Origin of the sequence: Mesorhizobium sp. M1428 (assembly GCF_040317515.1) — a bacterium.
GTDB lineage: Bacteria > Pseudomonadota > Alphaproteobacteria > Rhizobiales > Rhizobiaceae > Mesorhizobium.
In genome coordinates this window covers 1-19646 of sequence record NZ_JAMYKT010000009.1, presented here as the reverse complement: position 1 = coordinate 19646, position 19646 = coordinate 1, and the positions used below count along the sequence as shown (strand labels likewise).

Sequence of the window (19646 nt, the reverse complement as noted above, 5' to 3'; positions counted from 1 at the left end):
CATGACAGCGACTGCCCCGAAAACCTTTTTGATCACCGGCGTCAGCTCTGGTCTCGGACGAGCCTTTGCTTCCGGCGCGCTGGACGCTGGCCATCATGTGATTGGCACCGTGCGACGAGACGACGATGCGAAGACCTTCACAGCGCTCGCGCCCGATCATGCCAATGCGCTCGTGTTGGACGTAACTGATTTCGACGCGATCCCGGCGGCGGTGGCCGATGCGGAACGTCAGGTCGGTCCGATCGACGTGCTTGTGAACAATGCCGGCTACGGTCATGAGGGCGTTCTCGAGGAGTCCTCGATGGATGACTTGAAGCGCCAGTTCGCTGCCAACGTCTTCGGCCCTGTCGCGATGATGAAGGCGGTCCTGCCGGGCATGCGTAAACGGCGCCTCGGCCGCATCATCAACGTGACCTCCATGGGAGGATTCATCACCATGCCCGGGATCAGCTTCTACTGTGGAAGCAAGTTCGCGCTCGAAGGGATCTCCGAGGCGTTGGGCAAGGAAGTCGCGGGCTTCGGCATCCGTGTGACGGCGCTTGCTCCGGGCCAGTTCCGCACGGATTGGGCTGGCCGCTCCATGGATCGCACGCCGCGGAGCATTGCCGACTATGATGTGGTGATGGATCCGATGCGCGCCGCGCGGCAGGCCAAGAGCGGCAATCAGCCTGGTGATCCGGCCAAGGCGGCGCAGGCGCTGCTCGCTTTGGTCGAAGCGGAGAATCCGCCCGTGCGCCTGTTCTTGGGCGATGATGCGCTCGGTCTGGTTGATCAAAAGCTCGACGGGATGCGGACCGAAATCGCTGCCTGGGACGTGTTGTCCCGATCCACCAACTTCGAGAGGACGGGGGTGTGATGCATTCGCAGATCAAGGCCAACGGTATTGCCCTTCATGTGGTTGAGCTGGGCGATGGGCCGGCGGTCCTGTTCTGCCACGGCTTCCCCGACACCTGGCGCGGGTGGCGGCGACAGATGGAGGCGGTCGCCGCCGCTGGCTTTCGCGCGATCGCGCTCGACATGCGGGGCTATGGCAGGAGTGCGGCGCCTGACGATCCGAACGCTTATACGATCCTGCATACGGTCGGGGACGCGATCGGCGTCTTGGACGCGCTCGAAATCGCAACCGCGGTGATCGCCGGCCATGACTTCGGCGCCGCGACCGCATGGAACGCCGCTCTGATGCGCCCTGATCGGTTTCGGGCGGTGTTCGGAATGAGTGTTCCGTTTGCCCCGCGCGGCGAGAAGAGCTTCCTCGAAATGATGATGGCGGCCGGACGCTCCGATTTTTACATGTTCAGTCGCATGTTGCCGGGCGCCGAAGCGGCATGGACGCCCGCGCGAGAACGATTTCCCGCCAACCTCTACTGGTCGTCGGCAGCCGCTCCGAAGGCTGAACGTTGGACGATGTTCAATCGGGATCTGCCCAAATATCGAAGCCTGCCCGATTCACTACCAGAATGGGCCGATATCGCGGACATCAACTCGACCATCGAGGATTTCGAGCGTACCGGGTTTCGAGGAGCGCTGAACTATTATCGGTCACTCCAGCACGGCTTCGAACTTACGGCAGCGCTCAAGGGGGCCGTGGTCACGCAACCATCTTATTTCCTCGCGGGCGGCGAGGACGGCCTCAAAGATATCGGCGGCAATCTGACCGAAGAGAGGCTGCGCAAAGTCCTTCCAGGGTTGACGGGATGGCGGCTGATCGCCGGTGTCGGACACTGGCCCCAACTCGAGGCGTCGGACGAGACCAACTCGGCATTGATCGGCTTCCTAAGCGCTCTCGACTAGGCGCTTGGATTTTCGCCGCAAGCCGCACTCAGAGCCGCCAGCAGGCCGGCGGGTGTCGGTTCGAAGCTCAGACCGACTTTCTCATAATCGCAGCTGATATCGGTGTGATTGATGTCGTGAGCCTTGCGAGCCTCCGCGCGCTCGCAGAGCGCTTCGAACTGCTGCTCGCCGATGCGACCTATGCGATCCGAACCTAGCTCGCTTTCCATTCAACTCCTCTGGCCTGAACCTTAAACGCGTGCCGGCATATGAGCGGCGTCGAGCCGCCGACGAATCAACGACACGATCGATAGCAGGTCTTCGGTGTCCTCCTTGGCCCAGTGGATGCGCGCTTCATGAGCCGTCGGGTTGCGAAACATGCCGAACGTACCGCGCACCACGTTGGCGAAACCGTTTTGCTCGCTGCGTTCGCTGACTGTGCTGCGCGGATTGATAGCCAGGAGTGGTGGGTCGCCGGCGAGCACCCTATCGACTAAAGGCGCTCCGTCCGTCAGCCCCGTGCGCGTCCGCATCTTGTCTGCCACGCTCTTCACCGCCTCCTGGACGGCATGAAAGTAGTTGTCGGCAAGCAGCTCGGCGCGGCAAAATTTGAGCACGTCGGGATGTACCCCTCGGCCCTCGAGGTCGGCTCGAAGTTCCCGCGCCCGCCGTTGTGTCTCTGGCAATGTCTGCGCGGCTTCTGCCGATGTGAGATTCCCGGCTTGATCCACGACCAGGCCGGCGAATGCCGAGGCCTGATTGAGGAGCGCTCGCATCGGCTCGAACCGCTCTGGATCGCGACTGTATCGCGAGGGCCTCATTGCGAGGCGAATGAATTCCAGAACGTGCGTGCGGTTCTGTTTGGAGTTCTGACTCTCTACAAAGGCATTGTAGATGCGGACACGCTTCGTGCCTGGCCCCGGATCGATCATCTTGCTTGATGGGATCAGGTGCTGGATCTCCGGCCCCGTGAGCCCCTGGGTGATATCGCCCAAGGCACCGGCGATGGCTTCCAACTGGTCCTGCGAGAGGAACGCCATGTCCCGCCTCACCGACCGTAGGTGAGCCGCCGCAGGAAGGTCCTGACGGTAACAAGAACCACATGCAGGCGGAAGGTGCTGTGGTCTTCATCCGAGAGCCCTGGGTGCGACCCCTCGGTGTGCAGCATCTTGAAGAGGCCGTTGACGTAGTTCTTCCCGTCCTGGGTCCACTCGTTCCGATCCGCCGCTAGGAAGCCGATTTCTGCGAGCAGGGCGCGCCGGTTTTCAGAGCTCGGCCGTTGAGCTGCTTCCTGCGGTCGCACATTGCGGGATGCACGGAGGTTCTTGGCGGAATCCGGATTGGGCGACGCCGAAAAAGCCGCCTTTGCCCATGGCAACTGGCTTCGGCTGCTGAAAGGTAGTGGCCGAGACGCTGCAGGCGCACCCTGCCATCGCCGAGATGGATAGAATGGAGGCGGGCCGGCGCGCATGGCTGTCATGCCCCAGCTCCGCACAGGCCAGGAACCTTCTTTTGCCTGCTCCACGGTGAAATGGAAGTCCTCGAACCGCCGCGCTTCGATACGAGGCAGCATGTCCGAAAACTGCGCCCTGGTGACTTGGAGAGGGGCCTAAAGCGGTTTGCCAGCGCGTATCATGGCGCGCGCAATCGCGAGTTGGGCTTCGGTCTTTGCATTCTCTTTCTGGGTCATATTGTCGGCGGCAATAAGCCGCTTCAGCGCCCGCAATGTCTCCGCTCGGGTCCATCCCACTTCTAGCATGCAATCGGTGATCGCCTGAAAGCCGGGCTCCATGGCTTCCTCGCAATCTAGCGAGCGGTCTGCATAGTCATAGTCAAGTTTGTCTCTGGGTGGATTGATCATTTTCACTCCATATCCGCCACGTCGCCGCTGGTGAAAAGCACTGTGGGCGGCCCATAGTCGCCAAGTGCCGGATCGGCGTCGCGACTCCATGCTATGACGCCTATATGCTTGCCCGCCAGCGCCTTTGCGATGCGCACCGCGCGGTCCTCGCTTTGCTGGTCGGTCGGGCCGTATGCTGTGAACAGTTCGCCATCCTCGCCGCGGTCGAACGCCACGACAACGATCAGCTTCGGCGTTTTCGGATCTGGCGCATGGTCGGACACTCATTGCGTCCTGCCGGACCGGAGATGCATCTCGATCTTATTGATCGCCTTGGTCAGGACATCGACTGCCTGCAGATTGACAGCGACGTCGAAGTTACCTTGCGCCGTTTCAAATATCAGAACGCCGACTTTGGTCTCGTCGTCGCTCATCATGCCTATTCCAATGCCGGTGGGCATGTAGGATGGTTTTTCTGGCATGGTCTCTCCTTATGCCGGTGTGGCCTCGTCAGCCGTTCGGCCAGTTGCCCGTGCGACCTGGAGTGGCCGAGCACGATCGACATATGATGGCGCCCGCGTTATCCGGTTCACCACTATTCGAAATGCATCGACTGGCCGCGCATCATTGCCAGGGTCAGTGCGATTGCGGGATTTGCAGGCGGCTTCTCCATAAGCAAGGACCCGTCGAAATCGCGCCACGCTGCCATGCGCAGTTCGTCACCGTCCTCGCTGGCTGCAGGATCGAAAACGTGGGCATCATAGGGATCCCGGTCAATCTCGATCGTCCATTCCTTGAGCGCCTTGCGAGCCATTTTTTCAACCTGGGCAAGGTCGCTGGTGAAGAAGGGGATACGGTCGCCATCTTCCGAAAGCGGCTCAACCCGATCGAGCGTCGGCCGCTCGGGCACCCAACCGAGAACGAAGGCAATATCGAAATCGATCTGGCGGTCCGGGCCAGCTGTAACCTCCAGCCGTTTGACGACGTCCGGATAGAGTTGCTTGCGCGCCGGCCACGTCTCCGGAAGCGCCTCGGCTTGCAACCGCGTCCGGGGCACGTCGATCAGTTCCATGATCTGATGGCGCGGAACTTTGTCCTCCGGCCAGCCCGCACAACATGCAGTCGTCGCAGCCTCGTCGGCTTCCATCCAGACTGAAGCAGCCCGGTCCTCGTCCTCGGTGGGCTTGTCGTCTTCCGGAAAGCCTTTGATATCCCACCCTTCCAACGCGAACAAACCTTCCGCGCCTTGCAATGCCGTAATGCCGGCCCGTGCGAAAACTGCTTCGGCTGCCGCGACGCCGCGTGCCAGTTCTTCAGGTGTTGCATCTTCAATGTTCAAGCGAAGTTCCATGGTTCGCCTCCTGTATCAATCCTTCCGGTAGTGAACAAAATAAGAACATCGGTGTCAATAGACTCCTGACAACGGCGAAATAATCTCGTTTTTTCAGCGGGATAGAACACTCGGAAACGGTCGATGCTCCGTGCTCAATTCCCAAGGCGACTGCATCCCCGGCCGATGCTATAGGCGGACCGCCGCGGACAGGGACAGTCGGTCCCGCGTCCCGTCCTGCGGCCGGCGCTTTGCTGACGCTCCTACGGCTGTCCTGTTAACCGCCCGCGGCGAGGGCGATTTTCCTCGGTCCCGCGCGCGACAATGTCCGCATTTGCGGACGCGCGCAGGACTACGGTTTATGCGCCGTTTTTCCTTGGGGCGCCGACAGTCGCCGGCGCGGACGTCCAACCGGACAAGGCGGCCTTCGACATATCGTCCTGCCGGCCGACTCTATCGGTGCCACCGGGCGGGCGGTCGCGACAAACATTTTCTTCCGCAGCGCCACCTCACCATGCCATTGACTCTTTATTAGGAAGAGAACAAATGAGGAACATACCGCCAGCTTTTCGCGTTCAGGGGACTGATGAGTGCATCGACGCCAAACGCTGCCATTTCCGGTCTTCGAGATCGCATTGCGCGTCTCGAAGGGGGCAATGCGCGCGAACGAGCGGTTCTGCCTTTCGGTGTCGCTGCTATCGACAGCCATCTGCCGGGAGGCGGTGTGGCACTTGGCTCCCTTCATGAAGTTGCCGGTGGCGGCAATGGCGCAATCGATGGCGCTGCCGCCTCGCTTTTTGCGGCCGGAATTGCAGCGAGGACGAAAGGAAAGGTGCTGTGGTGTGTGACGCGCCAGGATCTGTTTGCCCCGGCAATCGCCCAGGCCGGACTTCACCCGGACCGCGTGATCTATGTCGAAGCAGGTGACGAGAAATCCTTGCTCGCCTGCTTCGAGGAAGGCCTGCGGCACGTGGGGCTTGGCGCTGTGGTTGCCGAAGTTGCCCGTCTGTCGATGACGGCCTCGCGCCGCTTGCAGCTTGCATCCGAGGGGTCTGGCGCGCTGGGCATCGCCATCCGCCGCTGGCGCCGCCAGACGGAAGCTGCCGATTTCGGGCAGCCGACGGCGTCTGTCACGCGCTGGCGGGTTTCTGTCTTGCCATCGCGGCCGCTTCCAGTGCCGGGCGTCGGCCGAGCACGATGGCAACTTGAACTGATCCGGTCTCGTGGAGGCGAAACGCTCGATATCGAAGTGGAGGCATGTGATGCAAAGGGTCGTCTCGCTCTTCCTTCCAAGCTGGTCGACCGACCGGCTCAGAAGGAAATTGGGCGACGTCTCGCCGCGGCCGGATAGGCCCTTGGTGCTGGTCGGGCGGCAGGGCAATCGCCGCTTGGTGACCGCCGTCGATCGCGCGGCACTGGAAGCGGGCCTGCGCGTCGGAATGCCGGCGACGAAGGCGCAGGCCCTGGTCCAGGGGCTGGCGGTCATGGATGCCGAACCCGATGCCGACGCGGAGGCATTGGAGCGGCTGGTCCTATGGGCATTGCGGCGCTATGCGCCGATCGTAGCTGCGGATCCTCCCGACGGATTGGTCATGGACACGACCGGCGCCGATCACCTTCATGGCGGTGAGCGCTTGATGCTGGCCGATATGGTCGAGCGTCTCAGCCAGGTTGGCTTCTCGGCGCGGTCAGCGATTGCCGATAGCTGGGGTGCTGCTCATGCGGTGGCGCGGTACGTCAAGCAGACCGTCAGTGTGGTTGGCGTCAACGCAACCGTCGACGCCATTCGTCCTCTGCCCATCGCGGCACTGCGGTTGCCCGATGCGATCGTCAGCGGTTTGCGAGTTCTGGGCTTCGACAGGGTGGGGGAGCTTCTGAACCAGCCACGCGCGCCGCTGACCCTGCGCTTCGGGCCGGAACTGGGCCGCCGGCTTGACCAGGCTTCTGGACGCCTTGCCGAACCGATAGAGCCGGCGCGACCAGCCGATGTGGTCGAGGTCAAACGAGCCTTTGGCGAACCCATCGGTGCGGCCGAGACTATCGCCCGCTATGTCGGCAAGCTTGTTCAAGCGCTGTGTGCCGAGCTTGAGACCAAAGGCCTTGGCGCCCGGCGCCTCGACCTGCTGCTTTTCCGCGTCGACAACCGCATCGAAGCCATTCGCGTCGGCACGGCCTTGCCTGTCCGGGATGTGAAGCGGCTGACGCGTCTCATCTGCGACAAGATCGAGAAGATCGATCCGGGCTTCGGCATCGAGTTGATGCGCTTGTCCGCGCCCCTGGCCGAACCAGTGACACCCAGGCAAACCATTTCGTCTCTGATCGGGCAACGCGACGCGGACATCTCGGACCTGATCGACATACTCGGCAACCGTGTCGGCGAGGAGAGGCTGTATCGGTTTACCCCAGTTGCCAGCGACGTGCCGGAGCGATCGTTTCGGCGCGTGGCTCCGGAATCGGTAGAAACCGGCCACGCCTGGCCAGACCACTGGCCACGCCCGGCTCGTTTGTTTGCCGTGCCGGAGCAGATCGAGGCGATAGCGCTGCTGCCGGATCACCCGCCGGCCAGCTTCACCTGGAGAGGCATTCGTCGAAGGGTGAAGCGGGCCGACGGTCCTGAGCGTGTTTTCGGCGAGTGGTGGAAGCGTGATGCCGAACTCGCCGCCGTGCGCGACTATTTTCAGGTCGAGGATGAAGCCGGCGAGCGGTTCTGGATTTTTCGCGCCGGCGACGGCGAGGATGCAGCAACAGGTTCCCATCGCTGGTTCCTGCACGGCATCTTTGGATGACCGCGCCTTACGTCGAGTTGCAATGCACCTCGCATTTCTCTTTCCTGCGCGGCGCCAGCTCCTGCGAGGAACTGTTTGCGCAAGCAGCATGCATGGACATGCCGGCCCTTGCCGTTTGCGATCGCAACAGTCTGGCCGGCATCGTGCGAGCCCATGAGGCCGCCAAGGCGACCGGCGTCAGGCTGATCGTCGGCTGCCGGCTGGATCTGGCGGAAGAGATCTCCATCCTGGTTTATCCAACCAACCGCGCATCCTACTCCCGCCTTTGTCGCTTGCTGTCGCTGGGCAAGAAACGCGGCGGCAAGGCCAAATGCGTGCTGCATTGGGCCGATCTTGTCGCCTATGGCGAGGGCCTCGTCGCGGTGTTCGTTCCCGACCAGGCCGACGATACGTGCTCACTTTGGCTGCGCCGGCTGCGCGATGCATTTGGCGATCGAACCTACATGGCGTTGACGCTGCGGCGCCGCCCCAATGACGCTTTGCGGCTGCATGATCTGTGCAACCTTGCCGGGCAGGCCGGCGTGCCGACGGTCGTCACCAACGATGTGCTCTTCCACGAGCCGTCACGGCGCATCCTGCAGGATGTCGTCACCTGCATCCGGCACAATGTCACGGTCGATGATGCCGGTTTTCGGCGCGAGCGGCATGCCGACCGTTACCTGAAACCGCCCGACGAAATGGCGCGGCTGTTCGGCCGCTATCCCGAGGCGATCGCTCGCACGGTAGAAATCGCAGAGCGCTGTCGGTTTTCGCTGGACGAACTTGCCTATCAATATCCCGAGGAGCGCATGCTGCCGGGCCTGACGCCTCAGCAGGCACTGGAAAAGCTGACATGGGAAGGCGCGACGGAGCGGTTTCCTGAAGGCGTGCCGGACAAGGTTGTTGGCACGCTCAAGCATGAATTGCAGCTCATTGAGAAGCTGCAATACGCGCCCTATTTTCTGACGGTCAATGCGATCGTTCGCTTTGCCCGCAGTCAGGACATTCTTTGCCAGGGCAGGGGGTCGGCGGCCAACAGCGCCGTCTGCTACGTGCTTGGCATCACCTCGATCGACCCCGACCGAAATGATCTCCTGTTCGAGCGCTTTGTCTCGGAAGAGCGGCGTGAGCCGCCTGACATCGATGTCGATTTCGAGCACGAGCGGCGTGAAATCGTCATGCAATGGGTGTTCGACACCTATGGCCGTGAACATGCAGCACTGTGCTCGACCGTCATTCGCTATCGCTCCAAGGGCGCTTTGCGCGACGTCGGCAAGGCGCTCGGTCTGCCCGAAGACCTGATCAAGATGCTGTCGTCGCAGGTCTGGGGCTGGTCGGACGAAGGCGTTCAGCCGAAACACGCCGAGGAGCTGAACCTCAATCTCGGCGATCGCCGTCTTCGCCTGGCGTTGGATCTCGCCAAACAGCTCATCGGCGCCCCGCGCCACTTGTCGCAACATCCCGGCGGCTTTGTTTTGACCCGCGACAGGCTGGACGATCTGGTGCCGATCGAACCGGCGGCGATGAAGGATCGTCAGGTTATCGAATGGGACAAGGATGATATCGACGCGCTGAAGTTCATGAAGGTCGACGTGCTGGCGCTGGGCATGCTGTCCTGCATGAAACGTGGCTTCGATCTCTTGGTCCAACACAAGGGCATTACGCTCGATCTCGCCACGATCCCGGCTGAGGATCCACGCACCTATGCGATGATCCGCAAGGCAGATACGCTGGGCACCTTCCAGATTGAATCCCGCGCCCAGATGTCGATGCTGCCGCGCATCAAGCCGCGCACCTTCTACGACCTGGTCATCGAGGTGGCGATCGTTCGGCCGGGGCCGATCCAGGGCGACATGGTGCATCCGTATCTGCGCCGGCGCGAAGGCAAGGAAGAGGTTGTCTATCCCAAGCCCGAGCTCGAAAAGGTGCTTGGAAAAACACTGGGCGTGCCGCTGTTCCAGGAGCAGGCGATGCGGGTGGCGATTGAATGTGCCGGCTTCACGCCTGGCGAAGCCGATCAGCTGCGTCGTGCCATGGCGACCTTCAAACACACCGGCGGCGTCTCCAGCTTCGGCGCCAAGCTGATTGGCGGCATGGTGAAGAACGGGTATCAGCGCGAATTCGCCGAAAAGACCTTCAAGCAGCTGGAAGGCTTCGGCAGCTACGGCTTTCCCGAAAGCCATGCCGCGAGCTTCGCGCTGATCGCTTACGCCTCGTCGTGGATGAAGTGCCATCACCCCGACGTGTTCTGTGCGGCCCTGTTGAACGCTCAGCCGATGGGGTTTTATGCGCCGGCGCAGATCGTTCGCGATGCCGGCGATCACGGGGTCGAGGTCCGTCCGGTCTGCGTCAACGCCTCGCGCTGGGACTGCACGCTCGAGCCCACCGACGACGAGGGTCGCTTCGCCGTTCGCCTTGGTTTGCGCATGGTGCGAGGCCTCGCCAATGCTGACGCGGCGGTCATCGTCACCGCACGTGCCGACCAGCCCTTCGGGTCGGTGGACGATCTCTGGCATCGCGCTGGTGTTCCCGCGGCCTCGCTGGCTGAACTCGCCCAGGCTGACGCGTTCCAACCGTCCCTATCGCTGGCGCGGCGTGAGGCACTGTGGGCGATCAAGGCGCTGCGCGACGAGCCGCTGCCGCTGTTTGCGGCGGCTTCGGCTCGCGCGCAAAAGACGGTGGCGGAGATCCAGGAGCCGGTCGTGACTTTGCGCGCCATGACGGCCGGCGGCGAGGTTGTTGAAGATTACGGCCATGTTGGGCTCACGTTGCGCGATCATCCCGTTTGCTTCCTGCGCGCCGACTTGCGCCGCAAGCGCATCGTCTCATGCCGCGAGGCCATGCAGGCGCGTGACGGACAATGGCTGGAGGCTGCCGGTCTTGTGCTGGTCCGGCAGCGGCCTGGCTCGGCCAAGGGCGTCATGTTCATCACACTTGAGGACGAGACGGGAATTGCCAATCTGGTCGTTTGGGTGAAGGTCTTCGAAAAATACCGCAGGGTTGTGCTGGGCGCCGGTATGATTGGCGTCTATGGACGCATCCAGCGCGAAGGCGAGGTGGTTCATCTCGTCGCTCATCGGCTCAGCGATCTCTCCGCTGATCTGGCGAGCGTTGGCGATCGCGATGCTGCCTTCCCGCTGCCGCATGGGCGTGGTGATGAATTCCATCACGGCAGCCCTACGCCCGACCCGCGCGGGCTGCCGAAAGGGCCGCGGCCGCGGAATATTATCGATCCCTATCTCCACATCGACCAGATCAAGGTGAAGACGCGGGATTTCAAATAGGTGGTGCAGCAAGGCGTTAGCCGAAAAATGGCTGAATTCGTCGATACGCATCGGCCATCGCTCAATCGGTACTTCCGCCGTTTTCAGAGAAAAGCCTTGAACGCTGCTGCGAGAGCGGCGGGATTTTCTTCGGCGACATGGTGCCCGCTCTTGATCCCAAAGCCGCCCACGTCATCGGCCCAGTGCTTCCAGATGGCAACCGGATCGCCATAGATCTGCTCCAGATCGTCGTCGAGCGACCAAAGGCAGAGCATCGGACAGCGCACCCTTCGACCGGCATCTCGATCCTCACGGTCATGGCGATGGTCGATTCTGATACCTGCGCGGTAGTCTTCGACCATCCCATGGACGACAGCGGGATCGTGGATGAACGAAACCAACTCGTCATAGGCATCGCGTCCCATCTCATCTGGCCGCAAAGGGCTGTACCATGCCGTTGGGTCTCCCAGGATGGCCCGTTCCGGCTTCTCGGGTTGAGCGAAGAAGAACCAATGGTACCAATCGCGGGCAAATTTCCAGTCGGCACGCTCGAGATGCTCGAGAACTGGCAACCCATCCACGGTAATCAGCTTTCGCACCAGGTCGGGATGGTCCATCGCCATTCTGAAAGCGACCAGGCTGCCACGGTCATGCCCGGCGACGAAGAAAGTCTGATGGCCCAGCGTTTCCATGACCTGCACCAGTGCTGAAGCCTTTGCCCGCTTGGACGAGAACCTGCTCTGCGGGTCGTCGGCCGGTATGTAGGAGCGCCCGAAGCCCGGGAGGTCGGGGCACACGATCCTGAAATCTGCCGACAGCAAGTCCGCGACCTGTCCCCAAGTCATATGCGAGCGAGGATGGCCATGGATCAGAAGCAGCGGCGGTCCAGATCCGCCATGCCGAAGCCGTATCGGCCCGCCCTCGGTTTCCATCATTTCAAGCACGAAGTTGTCGAACATCTACCATCCTCAAAAATGGGCGGTTGTCAGCTTGAAAAACTCTCTGAGCATGGCATGGTTCAGAACACGCCAATCGCGACTGCAGGCTAGCCAACCGTCCGGGAAGATTCGCTTAGCGCCTCTTCTGGACGTGTGAATGGCTGCAAGACGGATCTAACGGAGCAGTCCCTCGTCGTCGAACGCGTCCCAGCCCTTCAACTTGGGGGGAGGGTCATCTCTGGGGTTATTCCCGGCACCGCGAACCTTCTCGCAACCCTTTCCAGCCCGCGTCAGGGCGGCCTTGCCGGCACCCCGTCGCCTGTTCTCGGTAACTTGCTGCGCGTCCTCTTCGCGCCAAAGGCTTGCCAGGTCACGATCGAGGACGTCCTCGATGTGCCGAGGGTCGAAGACATGGAAAGTGACGGCCTTTGACCGTCCGCGCATCTTCACTGTGCGCGTGCCGATGCTTTGCAGCCGTCCGTCCTTGAGCCACTTGTGACGCTCGCGCGAAGAGATCGTCAGGACATCCTCCGCCTCGCGGGGCAGCACGGGCAGCACTTCGATCCCCTCAACGGTCTTCGAGACTTTCGCCGAGACGGCCTCGAACGCGCGTGCCTCAGATTCCGGCATCCGCAACACGATGCGTCCCGTTTCGGCCTTAACAAATTTCCTCACTGCCCAGGGCAGTTGGGCTCGCAATTCGCGTTCAATCCCCTTCGTGCGCACAGACGAGCCAAGTGTTGCCGCTGGTGATAGTGGCCATTCGGCAATCAGCGTCGGAGATGATGTTGTGCCTTTTTCTGACGTCTTCGGATCCGCATGGCGAGGCCCGAATTTGTGAAGCAACCTGATACCTGCTTGCGCCAATGCTTTAAGGGCCGGTGCCTTGCGGTTCCCGACGCTTTTGCGCGGTTGCGCGTTTGTCATTTCTCCTGTTTAGCCAATGGACACCTCAACGGCGGGATCGGGCTGAGCCTTAGCCGGTTCCTTCTCGTACGGTTTCGACCGCCAACGAACCGGCGGGCAGGGCCTTCAACAGCTCGGGCTCCGGTCTTGTGAGATGAATCCATGCCGCCCAGTCCTCCGGGCGGAGGACGACAACCTGGCGATTGTGGATCGGCGCGACATCCGGTCCCGGTTCCGTCGTCGGCATTGTGAATGTGGATGCCTTGTTGCCCTCGCCATCGCGCCAAAGCCCGGCGATCGCCATGAACGAAGGGCCGTTCAGCGTGAAACGATGCTTCGCCTTTGGATATTTCGTCCCGGTGAATTCGAAGAAGGCCGATGCCGGGATGAGGCACCGCTTGCTGTTGCCGAAATTCCGACCCTCAGAGCGGAAGTTGAAGACCGGCCCGCCTTTGGGGCCGGATGGAGGGAAGGCAAACGTCATCCGTGTGAGTTCGATCGTGTTGCCGGCGGCGCGCATGATTGGAGCAGGGTCATTGATGCGGATGTCATCCGCCTGCGGCAAATCCAGTTCGGTTTGATGGCTGGGAATGTCGAGCGCGAGCGATTGCATCATCCGGCAATATTCGGCCCAGGCGATATGCTGCTCGTAATCATTGCACATGGCTGCCCCACGCGTTCCGTCAGTTGCAGAGTTATGCCAAATAGCGCGGCTTGACGGCCGCGCCAGCGTCCATCGCCTGCACTCATCGAACTATCGATTCCGGCCCCGGCATCAATCCTGTGGCTGAAGGGCAGCGATGGAGCTCGTCCACGGCTAAGCGCTGCCGTCTGTGTCGCTCTCCTCGTCGACCGCACGTACCGGCAGATAAGCGTTCGTCTCCAGCCACTCGCGCAACACAATCTGTATGACGTCCGATTGGCCCACTTTCATCTCGGCCGCTATAGCGTTGAGTGCATCCTCAGTCGCCGGCTCCAGGGACACGCCGGCAACATTCCTGAGCATCAACGCCGCGCGGCGAAGAATGATCTGCAGATCCGGCCGCGACATGTCCGCTATGCGATCCGCGGTGCTTTCAAGCTCTTCAGCAAAGGATATGCGCGTCATTGTCGACTGTGGCGCCGTTCTCTGCGCCTTTTTGCTTTTTCCAACTCAGCGGCGATAAAGGCTATGGCGTGTTCGGTCGCTCGCCTCGTGTTCTCACGCAGCCGTTCCAACTTCTCTGGCGGGTAGTACACCTCAGGGACAGTAGCGGCCGTCGACAGCGGTATCCATTCCTCCGTCCCGGCGGAAGACTTTCGAGCCAACCACATTTTTGCCAAGGCCAGCACAAATCCAAGAGGCGAACGTCTCATCTTGTCAGGATTGCGGAAACCGTAGGCAAGCGCAAGCCTCGCGGCCTCGATGCTTGTTCGCCCGTCAGACGGTTGCCAAAGCGACTCCATCAGCCTTCGGCGCACCGATTATCAAGACGTCGAGCGCTCAGCAGCCAATCTCAGCCGCCCAAGTTGAATGAGGTTGGGTCTTCGCAGCATATGGGCCAATTTCGTCAAATGCGATCGACTGGCAAATCCGCCCCAGTCGGATTGCATCGATAGTCAAACCGAAAATTTAAAGTATAGTCCCGACGGGCGGGAGGGCCGGTCGGGGTGGGAGAGCGCAATCTAGAGCGGGTTACAATCGAATTTCCACAAAACTTTCGAAGTTTTGTGGAAGGCGCATTGCTTCGCATTCAGGTCCAGTATCCGTCGCTTCGCTTTTCAGTGTCAGCCGAGGGCATAGAGGTAGCTTCTCTTCCGCCGGACCAGTTGGACGATGTGCGCAAGAGCATCCTGCATTCGGTTTATCGAGAAAAGATTTATGTCGAGACCCTTCCACTTCGACAAGCGCTGATCACTGCGGTCACTGCGAAATGAACGTTTGGCCGCTTAAGTTTCGAGAGCGTTCAAACGGCGAATTTCTGTTCACCGATGATGCCGGTGGATTCTTCGTGGGAAGTCGTGACTTTCTAGAGAGGTACACAGGCGACACTCTGTCGGTTGTCGATCGCCATTTTCTCCGCGAAAACGGTCACACGTTCGAACGCGAAGGGGATCCCGACTGGATGTCATTTGCCTATCGGTGGGCACGGAGGCAGTCGAAGCAGCAAGATCTCTCCTATCTTATCCTGGTCCCCACACTTCGCTGCAATTTGACGTGCGGCTATTGCCAGGTTTCGCGCGCCCCTGAGTCCGCACGAGGCTTTGACTGGAATGATGAAACATTGCAGGCCGTGCTCGGCTTCATCGACACGATGAAAGGTCCGGAGATCAAAATCGAGTTTCAGGGCGGAGAACCACTGCTGCGGATCGATCTGCTTGAGCAGGTGCGCGCTTTCACCCGCTCAAAGTTTCCGAACAGCCAGTTTGTTGTCTGTACAAATCTGCAGCGCTTGGGTGACCGAGAGTGGGCCTTCCTTGACCAGCCGGACACGTTTGTCAGCACCTCGCTGGACGGAAACCACGAGACGCACACTCGTCAGCGCACGCATGATCCTCTGGCTACTGACACATTCTTTGGCAACCTGGCAGAGGCCGTGCGGCGCCTTGGCCCCGGCAAAGTTTCAGCGCTGCCGACGATAGACGTCGACCGACCGCCAGATTTCACAGACCTCGTCGACAATTTCGAGCTTCACGGAATACGATCGATCTATCTCCGCCCCATAAATCATCAAGGTTTTGCGCGATGCCGAAAGAGCGATCCGCATTCAATAGCCAAATGGAATGCTCTTCACTCCGATTTCATCGACTACCTCATCGATCGAAATCACCGCACCGGCCGATACGTCGAAGAGTACTATTTCAGCCAGTGTTTGCGCCGGTTTCTCAGATCGGGAGCCGATGACCACGTCGACCTTCGCAATCCCAATTTCTTCGCCTCGGACTACATCGTTGTCGATCACGATGGGCAGTTGTATCCGACGGACGAAGCTCGGATGCTTTCGCGCATAGGACGCGTTGATCTGTCGATTGGTACGATAGCCGAGGGTGTTGATCAGACGAAAGTGCAGCTTCTGAACCACGCGTCGATCAACAATTTCGACGCCGACTGCATTAACTGCGTTTATCAACCTTTCTGCGGAACAGACGTTGTCGACGAGCTGTCCCGAGACGGACGCGTTGATCTGGCTCGCAGCGAGACTTGGTTCTGCAGGAGACATATCTCCCTTTTCGACAAGGTCGTCGAGGTAGTCAGTCGCCGCGATGATGCGGCAACGCAATCGGTAGCCAGGTGGGCCCGCGCGCCATCGTGGGGAGATCATATGATCCCTGTGCATGTATGATCCCGCTTCGTCTCAAGGTCGAAACCAATGTCGTGGATCCGTACGTTGTACGCCTCAGGTCGTTCGAAGGATTGTCGGAGGACCGCAGCGACGTCAGTTCGCTGGACGCAGCGTTGGAGAGCGCCAGTGCGGAAAACGCGGACTTCAACGGAGCGACGGGCAAACTCCGCCTGTTTGGGATCGATCCGAGCGAGGTGAATGGTGATGTGATGTTTGTCGTGCCTCGACGAGGTATGGCGCATCGCCTGATCCGAGCGAATTCCCGACACAACACCCTCTTGATCACGGAACGGTGCGATCAGCTCTGTGTGATGTGCTCGCAGCCTCCGAAAGAGCGGCACATAGACATGTTTCCATTTTTCAAAACAGCCGTGCTCCTTTCGCCAGAAAACTCAACCATTGGCATATCGGGAGGAGAGCCTACGCTCTTCAAATCGGAGCTGTTCGAGTTCCTCGAGAGATCGATGTCGGCCCGCCGCGATATCGTTTTTCACGTCCTGACCAATGCCCAGCATTTTGATCGCGACGATCTCGTGAAGCTTGGTCGCCTGGATCTGACCCGCATCCTTTGGGGCATCCCCGTTTACTCGAGCGATCGTGATATCCATGATCGCATCGTGGCGAAACCAGGTGCGTTCGACCAGGTTAGAGAAAGCCTGTCGCTCCTTTCTGAGGCTGGCGCAAAGATTGAACTGCGCACAGTGCTTATGAAACCGAATGCTCCCAGGCTTTTTGACCTGGCGAAATTTGTGACGACCGCGCTGCCGTTCGTCAACAAATGGGCAATCATGCAGCTCGAAAACATCGGCTACGGCCGACAGAATTGGAACTCCCTATTCTACGACAGTTCCATGGGCTTCGACGTGGTCGGCAAGGCACTGGATTTTGCCATCAGCCGCGGGATCGAGACCAAGCTCTACAATTTTCCGCTCTGCACAGTTCCGCCCGACTATCGGATGTTTGCACCTTCGACGATCTCGGACTGGAAAAGAGCCTACGTCCCAGATTGCGCCGATTGCAGCCTCCGGAATGAGTGCGGCGGTTTCTTCGAATGGCATCCGAAGGCACACGGATACGAAAGGTTTGGCGTCGCATGAAAAAGCGGCTTTTCACGATTCCATCTTTGCTCGCTGCCGGGTTCATGCCCCTTGAGAGCATTGCAATGCCGATTGGATTTCATGCGGGGGATGGGGGCAAGTCGAAATCACTGTTTGATATTTTCAAGCTCGACCACAAGTTCACGCTGGCGGGCCATAGATCACATAGCAGCCACAGCAGTCATAGCTCCCACAGTAGCCACCGATCGTCGGCCGGCGGCACCTACTACCCGCCCCCAGCGCCCGTCTATCAGGCACCGGCACCGGTCTATCAAGCACCGACCTATCAGGCGCCCACAACTGCGCCGTCGGGTCCGGCGCCTTTAGTGGTGCTCCCCGGTAACGCCAACAAATTCAAGGAAATCGTTCTCCAGGTCCAGTTCGCCATGCTCTCGTTCGGGTACTACAACGGCGAACTGGACGGCAAGATGAGCCCAGAGATGCGGGCTGGTCTCGTAAAAATGCAGTCCGACTACAACCTGAAAGTCACAGGTACTATTACGCCCGAGACTTTGAACGCGTTGCGGATTACCGCAGAGTGATGTGCGGCCACGTTTCATTGGATCGTAGGAACCCATGACCCTTAACACCATGCAGATCTGGCGCCTGCTCGTACCCGCAGGGCTCATCATCGTCTACGGCGCTGCAGCGTGGTGCATTCTAATGGGAAGATTTCTGCAAACGCCGGATTTTTCGAAAGCGCCCTATCTAGTCGGCGTCGTTGTACCGGCTGCACTCTACTACGTCACACCGCTTAGAACGTGGGTCAACAAGGGTCAGCATGAGCGGATCGCCGAAAACCTGCGAGCCGGCATGGTGAGAATTGCCGGCTACGAGGACAAGCCCGACAAATACACATGGGCCAATCTGCGGTCATTGTTCTTCAAGTTGGTGGATGACGACAAGAGTCTATCGACGAAGGCATCGATCGCTTATTTCAATGGCCTCTTGTGGACGGGATTCGCCGATTCGATGATAATCGCCGCCGGATACAGCCTCGTGTCCATCGGATTGCTATATTTTGGCACGCCCCACGCGGCGATCGCGCTGATTTCTTTCGTCACCATTCTGATCGTCTCATATTTTGGAAACAAGGTAACGACCGGTCGCCAGATCACGATCGGAAACGAACAGCTTGAGCACATCAGATTCGACCATCAGGCGGCGATCGAAAGGCGCCTCAATCAGCTTGACAAATGACCGGGTGCTGACAGCAATCGAAAGGTCGGTCGCTGCACTTCGGGCGCGTCCACACGCACATTGGTTGCTTGCCTTCTCCGGCGGCAAGGACTCAACATCCGCCCTGAAAATTATCTTGGCAGCCTATCGAAGGTCTGGGCTCACTAGCCTCAACCTCACGGTGGTATATTGCGATACGGGGGTCGAGAATCCTATCCTTGACGCCTATGTTAAGTCGATTTTGGCGGCCATTGGCGCGGAATTCGAGAGCGAAGGAGAAAGATTCGCAACGAAGATCTTGCGCGCTCCAGTGCAGGACCGGTTTTTCGTGCGCATCATTGGACGCGGATATCCTCCGCCCACTAACAGTTTTCGGTGGTGCACGCCCGGTCTGCGAATTCGTCCAGTTTCCCGTTTTATCGAGGAGCAGGATCCCAAAAACACCGTGGTGGTACTGGGACTCCGTCGGGCTGAAAGCCAGCAACGTGACCGGAGTCTTGCGAAAACACCGGAGGGGCATTGGCAGAAGCAGCGTGAAGGCAATCGCGACTACGACCTGTTCCTGCCAATTCTTGATCTCCACGTCCCCGAAGTGTGGGATTCCATTTTCTGGCTGTCCGGACCGAGGGCGATCCCACCCAAGGTCCTACAAGATCTATATCGAGACGCGTCCGGAGAGTGTCCTGTAATAAAGGCGCCCACTGCCCCACCATGCGCTTCTGGCCGGTTCGGATGTTGGACGTGCACTGTCGTTCGACACGACAAGTCTGCGAGCAAGCTGATCGAGGCAGGGTACGACGAGCTGCGGCCGTACTTTGAGTTCAGAAATTGGCTGTCGGAAATCCGCAACGATCCAAGCATGCGTTGGCCGCAGAGGCGTAGCGGATCAGTCGGCATGGGTCCGTTCACACTTGATGCACGCAAGGCCATTCTGCACCGCATAGACCGGCTCGAGGAGATTACGAAGTCTGAAATCCTTGACGCATCCGAACGCGGTACGATCGCGAGTCTGTGGCGCCTTGATGAGTACAAGAGACTGAGTTTCAGGTAGCGCGATTTCGTCGGCGTGTAGATTCCACACACGGGTGGGGTGAAACCGTCGTCTTCGGCGTGTCCCGAGAAGTATACGCTGCCCACGGCTGGCTTAAATGTAAGCGGTGTTCTCAGGCCACGGCCTTGAGCTCGAGCTTGTTGATGTAGACCCAAGGCAGGAGATCGTCGATCTGGCTGTTGGG

At 59.9% G+C, this 19646-nt stretch carries 22 protein-coding genes; 11 read left to right on the top strand and 11 right to left on the bottom strand.

Translation table 11 applies throughout. The features are described 5' to 3' along the window. Position 1 precedes the first annotated feature (1 nt). The gene (locus tag NKG60_RS14700) at positions 2-856 is read left to right on the top strand and encodes an oxidoreductase (RefSeq protein ID WP_352975036.1); all 855 of its coding nucleotides are present in this window, start codon (positions 2-4) and stop codon (positions 854-856) included. Continuing rightward, on the top strand, positions 856-1791 hold the full coding sequence (locus tag NKG60_RS14695) for an alpha/beta fold hydrolase (RefSeq protein ID WP_352975035.1): 936 nt from the start codon (positions 856-858) through the stop codon (positions 1789-1791). The genes NKG60_RS14700 and NKG60_RS14695 overlap by 1 nt, the downstream gene beginning before the upstream one ends. Here the strand turns inward: NKG60_RS14695 and NKG60_RS14690 are convergent. The 7 genes from NKG60_RS14690 to NKG60_RS14660 all read right to left on the bottom strand — a co-directional run bounded on the left by NKG60_RS14690 (position 1788) and on the right by NKG60_RS14660 (position 4961). Continuing rightward, positions 1788-2000, bottom strand: coding sequence for a hypothetical protein (locus NKG60_RS14690; protein WP_352975034.1), 213 nt, complete (start codon positions 1998-2000; stop codon positions 1788-1790). The two genes, NKG60_RS14695 and NKG60_RS14690, sit on opposite strands and share 4 nt — an antisense overlap. A 21-nt stretch (positions 2001-2021) precedes the next feature. Continuing rightward, positions 2022-2810 carry a TIGR02391 family protein gene (locus tag NKG60_RS14685; protein WP_352975033.1) on the bottom strand — a complete coding sequence of 263 codons (789 nt, stop codon included), beginning with the start codon at positions 2808-2810 and terminating at the stop codon, positions 2022-2024. Between the two features lie 8 nt (positions 2811-2818). After that, a complete protein-coding gene (locus NKG60_RS14680; RefSeq protein WP_352975032.1) occupies positions 2819-3343 on the bottom strand; it encodes a hypothetical protein in 525 nt (174 codons plus the stop codon). Positions 3344-3379: 36 nt separating this feature from the next. Further along, positions 3380-3631 carry a hypothetical protein gene (locus NKG60_RS14675; RefSeq protein ID WP_352975031.1) on the bottom strand — a complete coding sequence of 84 codons (252 nt, stop codon included), beginning with the start codon at positions 3629-3631 and terminating at the stop codon, positions 3380-3382. Positions 3632-3633: 2 nt separating this feature from the next. Continuing rightward, on the bottom strand, positions 3634-3894 hold the full coding sequence (locus tag NKG60_RS14670) for a hypothetical protein (protein WP_352975030.1): 261 nt from the start codon (positions 3892-3894) through the stop codon (positions 3634-3636). Further along, positions 3895-4092, bottom strand: coding sequence for a hypothetical protein (locus tag NKG60_RS14665; RefSeq protein ID WP_352975029.1), 198 nt, complete (start codon positions 4090-4092; stop codon positions 3895-3897). A 113-nt stretch (positions 4093-4205) separates the two neighbouring features. Next, positions 4206-4961, bottom strand: a complete 756-nt coding sequence (locus tag NKG60_RS14660; RefSeq protein WP_352975028.1) for a hypothetical protein — start codon at positions 4959-4961, stop codon at positions 4206-4208. 565 nt (positions 4962-5526) lie between these two features. Here NKG60_RS14660 and NKG60_RS14655 point away from each other — a divergent pair. From NKG60_RS14655 to NKG60_RS14645, 3 genes are read left to right on the top strand one after another with little or no spacing between them, the layout of a single operon-like run. Beyond that, positions 5527-6291 (top strand): ImuA family protein, encoded by a 765-nt coding sequence (locus NKG60_RS14655; RefSeq protein ID WP_352975026.1) that lies wholly within the window; start codon positions 5527-5529, stop codon positions 6289-6291. Beyond that, positions 6203-7726: a DUF6504 family protein gene (locus tag NKG60_RS14650; RefSeq protein ID WP_352975025.1), complete on the top strand. Its 1524-nt coding sequence runs from the start codon at positions 6203-6205 to the stop codon at positions 7724-7726. The genes NKG60_RS14655 and NKG60_RS14650 overlap by 89 nt, the downstream gene beginning before the upstream one ends. Next, complete coding sequence (locus NKG60_RS14645) at positions 7723-10989, top strand: error-prone DNA polymerase (RefSeq protein ID WP_352975023.1); 3267 nt, start codon at positions 7723-7725, stop codon at positions 10987-10989. The genes NKG60_RS14650 and NKG60_RS14645 overlap by 4 nt, the downstream gene beginning before the upstream one ends. An 83-nt stretch (positions 10990-11072) precedes the next feature. Here the strand turns inward: NKG60_RS14645 and NKG60_RS14640 are convergent, their stop codons facing one another. After that, entirely contained in the window at positions 11073-11903 is an 831-nt protein-coding gene (locus NKG60_RS14640; RefSeq protein ID WP_352975119.1) for an alpha/beta fold hydrolase, read from the bottom strand. On the opposite strand from NKG60_RS14640, the gene NKG60_RS14635 reads away from it, so the two are divergent. Beyond that, complete coding sequence (locus NKG60_RS14635) at positions 11832-12017, top strand: hypothetical protein (RefSeq protein WP_352975122.1); 186 nt, start codon at positions 11832-11834, stop codon at positions 12015-12017. The genes NKG60_RS14640 and NKG60_RS14635 overlap by 72 nt on opposite strands. 63 nt (positions 12018-12080) lie before the next feature. Here NKG60_RS14635 and NKG60_RS14630 read toward each other — a convergent pair whose 3' ends face one another. From NKG60_RS14630 to NKG60_RS14620, 3 genes are all read right to left on the bottom strand, one after another. Beyond that, positions 12081-12833 (bottom strand): hypothetical protein, encoded by a 753-nt coding sequence (locus NKG60_RS14630; RefSeq protein ID WP_352975022.1) that lies wholly within the window; start codon positions 12831-12833, stop codon positions 12081-12083. A 49-nt stretch (positions 12834-12882) separates the two neighbouring features. Then, positions 12883-13476 carry an SOS response-associated peptidase gene (locus NKG60_RS14625; RefSeq protein WP_352975020.1) on the bottom strand — a complete coding sequence of 198 codons (594 nt, stop codon included), beginning with the start codon at positions 13474-13476 and terminating at the stop codon, positions 12883-12885. Positions 13477-13629: 153 nt separating this feature from the next. Then, positions 13630-13920 (bottom strand): hypothetical protein, encoded by a 291-nt coding sequence (locus NKG60_RS14620; RefSeq protein WP_352975019.1) that lies wholly within the window; start codon positions 13918-13920, stop codon positions 13630-13632. A gap of 805 nt (positions 13921-14725) precedes the next feature. Here NKG60_RS14620 and hxsB point away from each other — a divergent pair. From hxsB to NKG60_RS14595, 5 genes are read left to right on the top strand one after another with little or no spacing between them, the layout of a single operon-like run. Further along, entirely contained in the window at positions 14726-16135 is a 1410-nt protein-coding gene (hxsB, locus tag NKG60_RS14615) for a His-Xaa-Ser system radical SAM maturase HxsB (RefSeq protein ID WP_352975017.1), read from the top strand. After that, on the top strand, positions 16132-17232 hold the full coding sequence (gene hxsC / locus NKG60_RS14610; RefSeq protein WP_352975016.1) for a His-Xaa-Ser system radical SAM maturase HxsC: 1101 nt from the start codon (positions 16132-16134) through the stop codon (positions 17230-17232). Before hxsB ends, hxsC begins: the two co-directional genes overlap by 4 nt. Beyond that, positions 17229-17774 carry a His-Xaa-Ser repeat protein HxsA gene (gene hxsA, locus NKG60_RS14605; protein WP_352975015.1) on the top strand — a complete coding sequence of 182 codons (546 nt, stop codon included), beginning with the start codon at positions 17229-17231 and terminating at the stop codon, positions 17772-17774. The genes hxsC and hxsA overlap by 4 nt, the downstream gene beginning before the upstream one ends. A gap of 34 nt (positions 17775-17808) precedes the next feature. Continuing rightward, a complete protein-coding gene (locus NKG60_RS14600; RefSeq protein ID WP_352975014.1) occupies positions 17809-18432 on the top strand; it encodes a hypothetical protein in 624 nt (207 codons plus the stop codon). Continuing rightward, positions 18368-19462, top strand: a complete 1095-nt coding sequence (locus NKG60_RS14595; protein ID WP_352975013.1) for a phosphoadenosine phosphosulfate reductase domain-containing protein — start codon at positions 18368-18370, stop codon at positions 19460-19462. The genes NKG60_RS14600 and NKG60_RS14595 overlap by 65 nt, the downstream gene beginning before the upstream one ends. The last annotated feature ends 184 nt before the right edge of the window (positions 19463-19646 follow it).

Coding starts and splice junctions, on each gene's coding strand:
- NKG60_RS14700 (WP_352975036.1), top strand. CDS start 2: ATGACAGCGACTGCCCCGAAAACCTTTTTGATCACCGGCGTCAGCTCT.
- NKG60_RS14695 (WP_352975035.1), top strand. CDS start 856: ATGCATTCGCAGATCAAGGCCAACGGTATTGCCCTTCATGTGGTTGAG.
- NKG60_RS14690 (WP_352975034.1), bottom strand. CDS start 2,000: ATGGAAAGCGAGCTAGGTTCGGATCGCATAGGTCGCATCGGCGAGCAG.
- NKG60_RS14685 (WP_352975033.1), bottom strand. CDS start 2,810: ATGGCGTTCCTCTCGCAGGACCAGTTGGAAGCCATCGCCGGTGCCTTG.
- NKG60_RS14680 (WP_352975032.1), bottom strand. CDS start 3,343: ATGCTGCCTCGTATCGAAGCGCGGCGGTTCGAGGACTTCCATTTCACC.
- NKG60_RS14675 (WP_352975031.1), bottom strand. CDS start 3,631: ATGATCAATCCACCCAGAGACAAACTTGACTATGACTATGCAGACCGC.
- NKG60_RS14665 (WP_352975029.1), bottom strand. CDS start 4,092: ATGCCAGAAAAACCATCCTACATGCCCACCGGCATTGGAATAGGCATG.
- NKG60_RS14660 (WP_352975028.1), bottom strand. CDS start 4,961: ATGGAACTTCGCTTGAACATTGAAGATGCAACACCTGAAGAACTGGCA.
- NKG60_RS14655 (WP_352975026.1), top strand. CDS start 5,527: ATGAGTGCATCGACGCCAAACGCTGCCATTTCCGGTCTTCGAGATCGC.
- NKG60_RS14650 (WP_352975025.1), top strand. CDS start 6,203: ATGCAAAGGGTCGTCTCGCTCTTCCTTCCAAGCTGGTCGACCGACCGG.
- NKG60_RS14645 (WP_352975023.1), top strand. CDS start 7,723: ATGACCGCGCCTTACGTCGAGTTGCAATGCACCTCGCATTTCTCTTTC.
- NKG60_RS14635 (WP_352975122.1), top strand. CDS start 11,832: ATGGATCAGAAGCAGCGGCGGTCCAGATCCGCCATGCCGAAGCCGTAT.
- NKG60_RS14640 (WP_352975119.1), bottom strand. CDS start 11,903: ATGATGGAAACCGAGGGCGGGCCGATACGGCTTCGGCATGGCGGATCT.
- NKG60_RS14630 (WP_352975022.1), bottom strand. CDS start 12,833: ATGACAAACGCGCAACCGCGCAAAAGCGTCGGGAACCGCAAGGCACCG.
- NKG60_RS14625 (WP_352975020.1), bottom strand. CDS start 13,476: ATGTGCAATGATTACGAGCAGCATATCGCCTGGGCCGAATATTGCCGG.
- NKG60_RS14620 (WP_352975019.1), bottom strand. CDS start 13,920: ATGACGCGCATATCCTTTGCTGAAGAGCTTGAAAGCACCGCGGATCGC.
- hxsB (WP_352975017.1), top strand. CDS start 14,726: ATGAACGTTTGGCCGCTTAAGTTTCGAGAGCGTTCAAACGGCGAATTT.
- hxsC (WP_352975016.1), top strand. CDS start 16,132: ATGATCCCGCTTCGTCTCAAGGTCGAAACCAATGTCGTGGATCCGTAC.
- hxsA (WP_352975015.1), top strand. CDS start 17,229: ATGAAAAAGCGGCTTTTCACGATTCCATCTTTGCTCGCTGCCGGGTTC.
- NKG60_RS14600 (WP_352975014.1), top strand. CDS start 17,809: ATGACCCTTAACACCATGCAGATCTGGCGCCTGCTCGTACCCGCAGGG.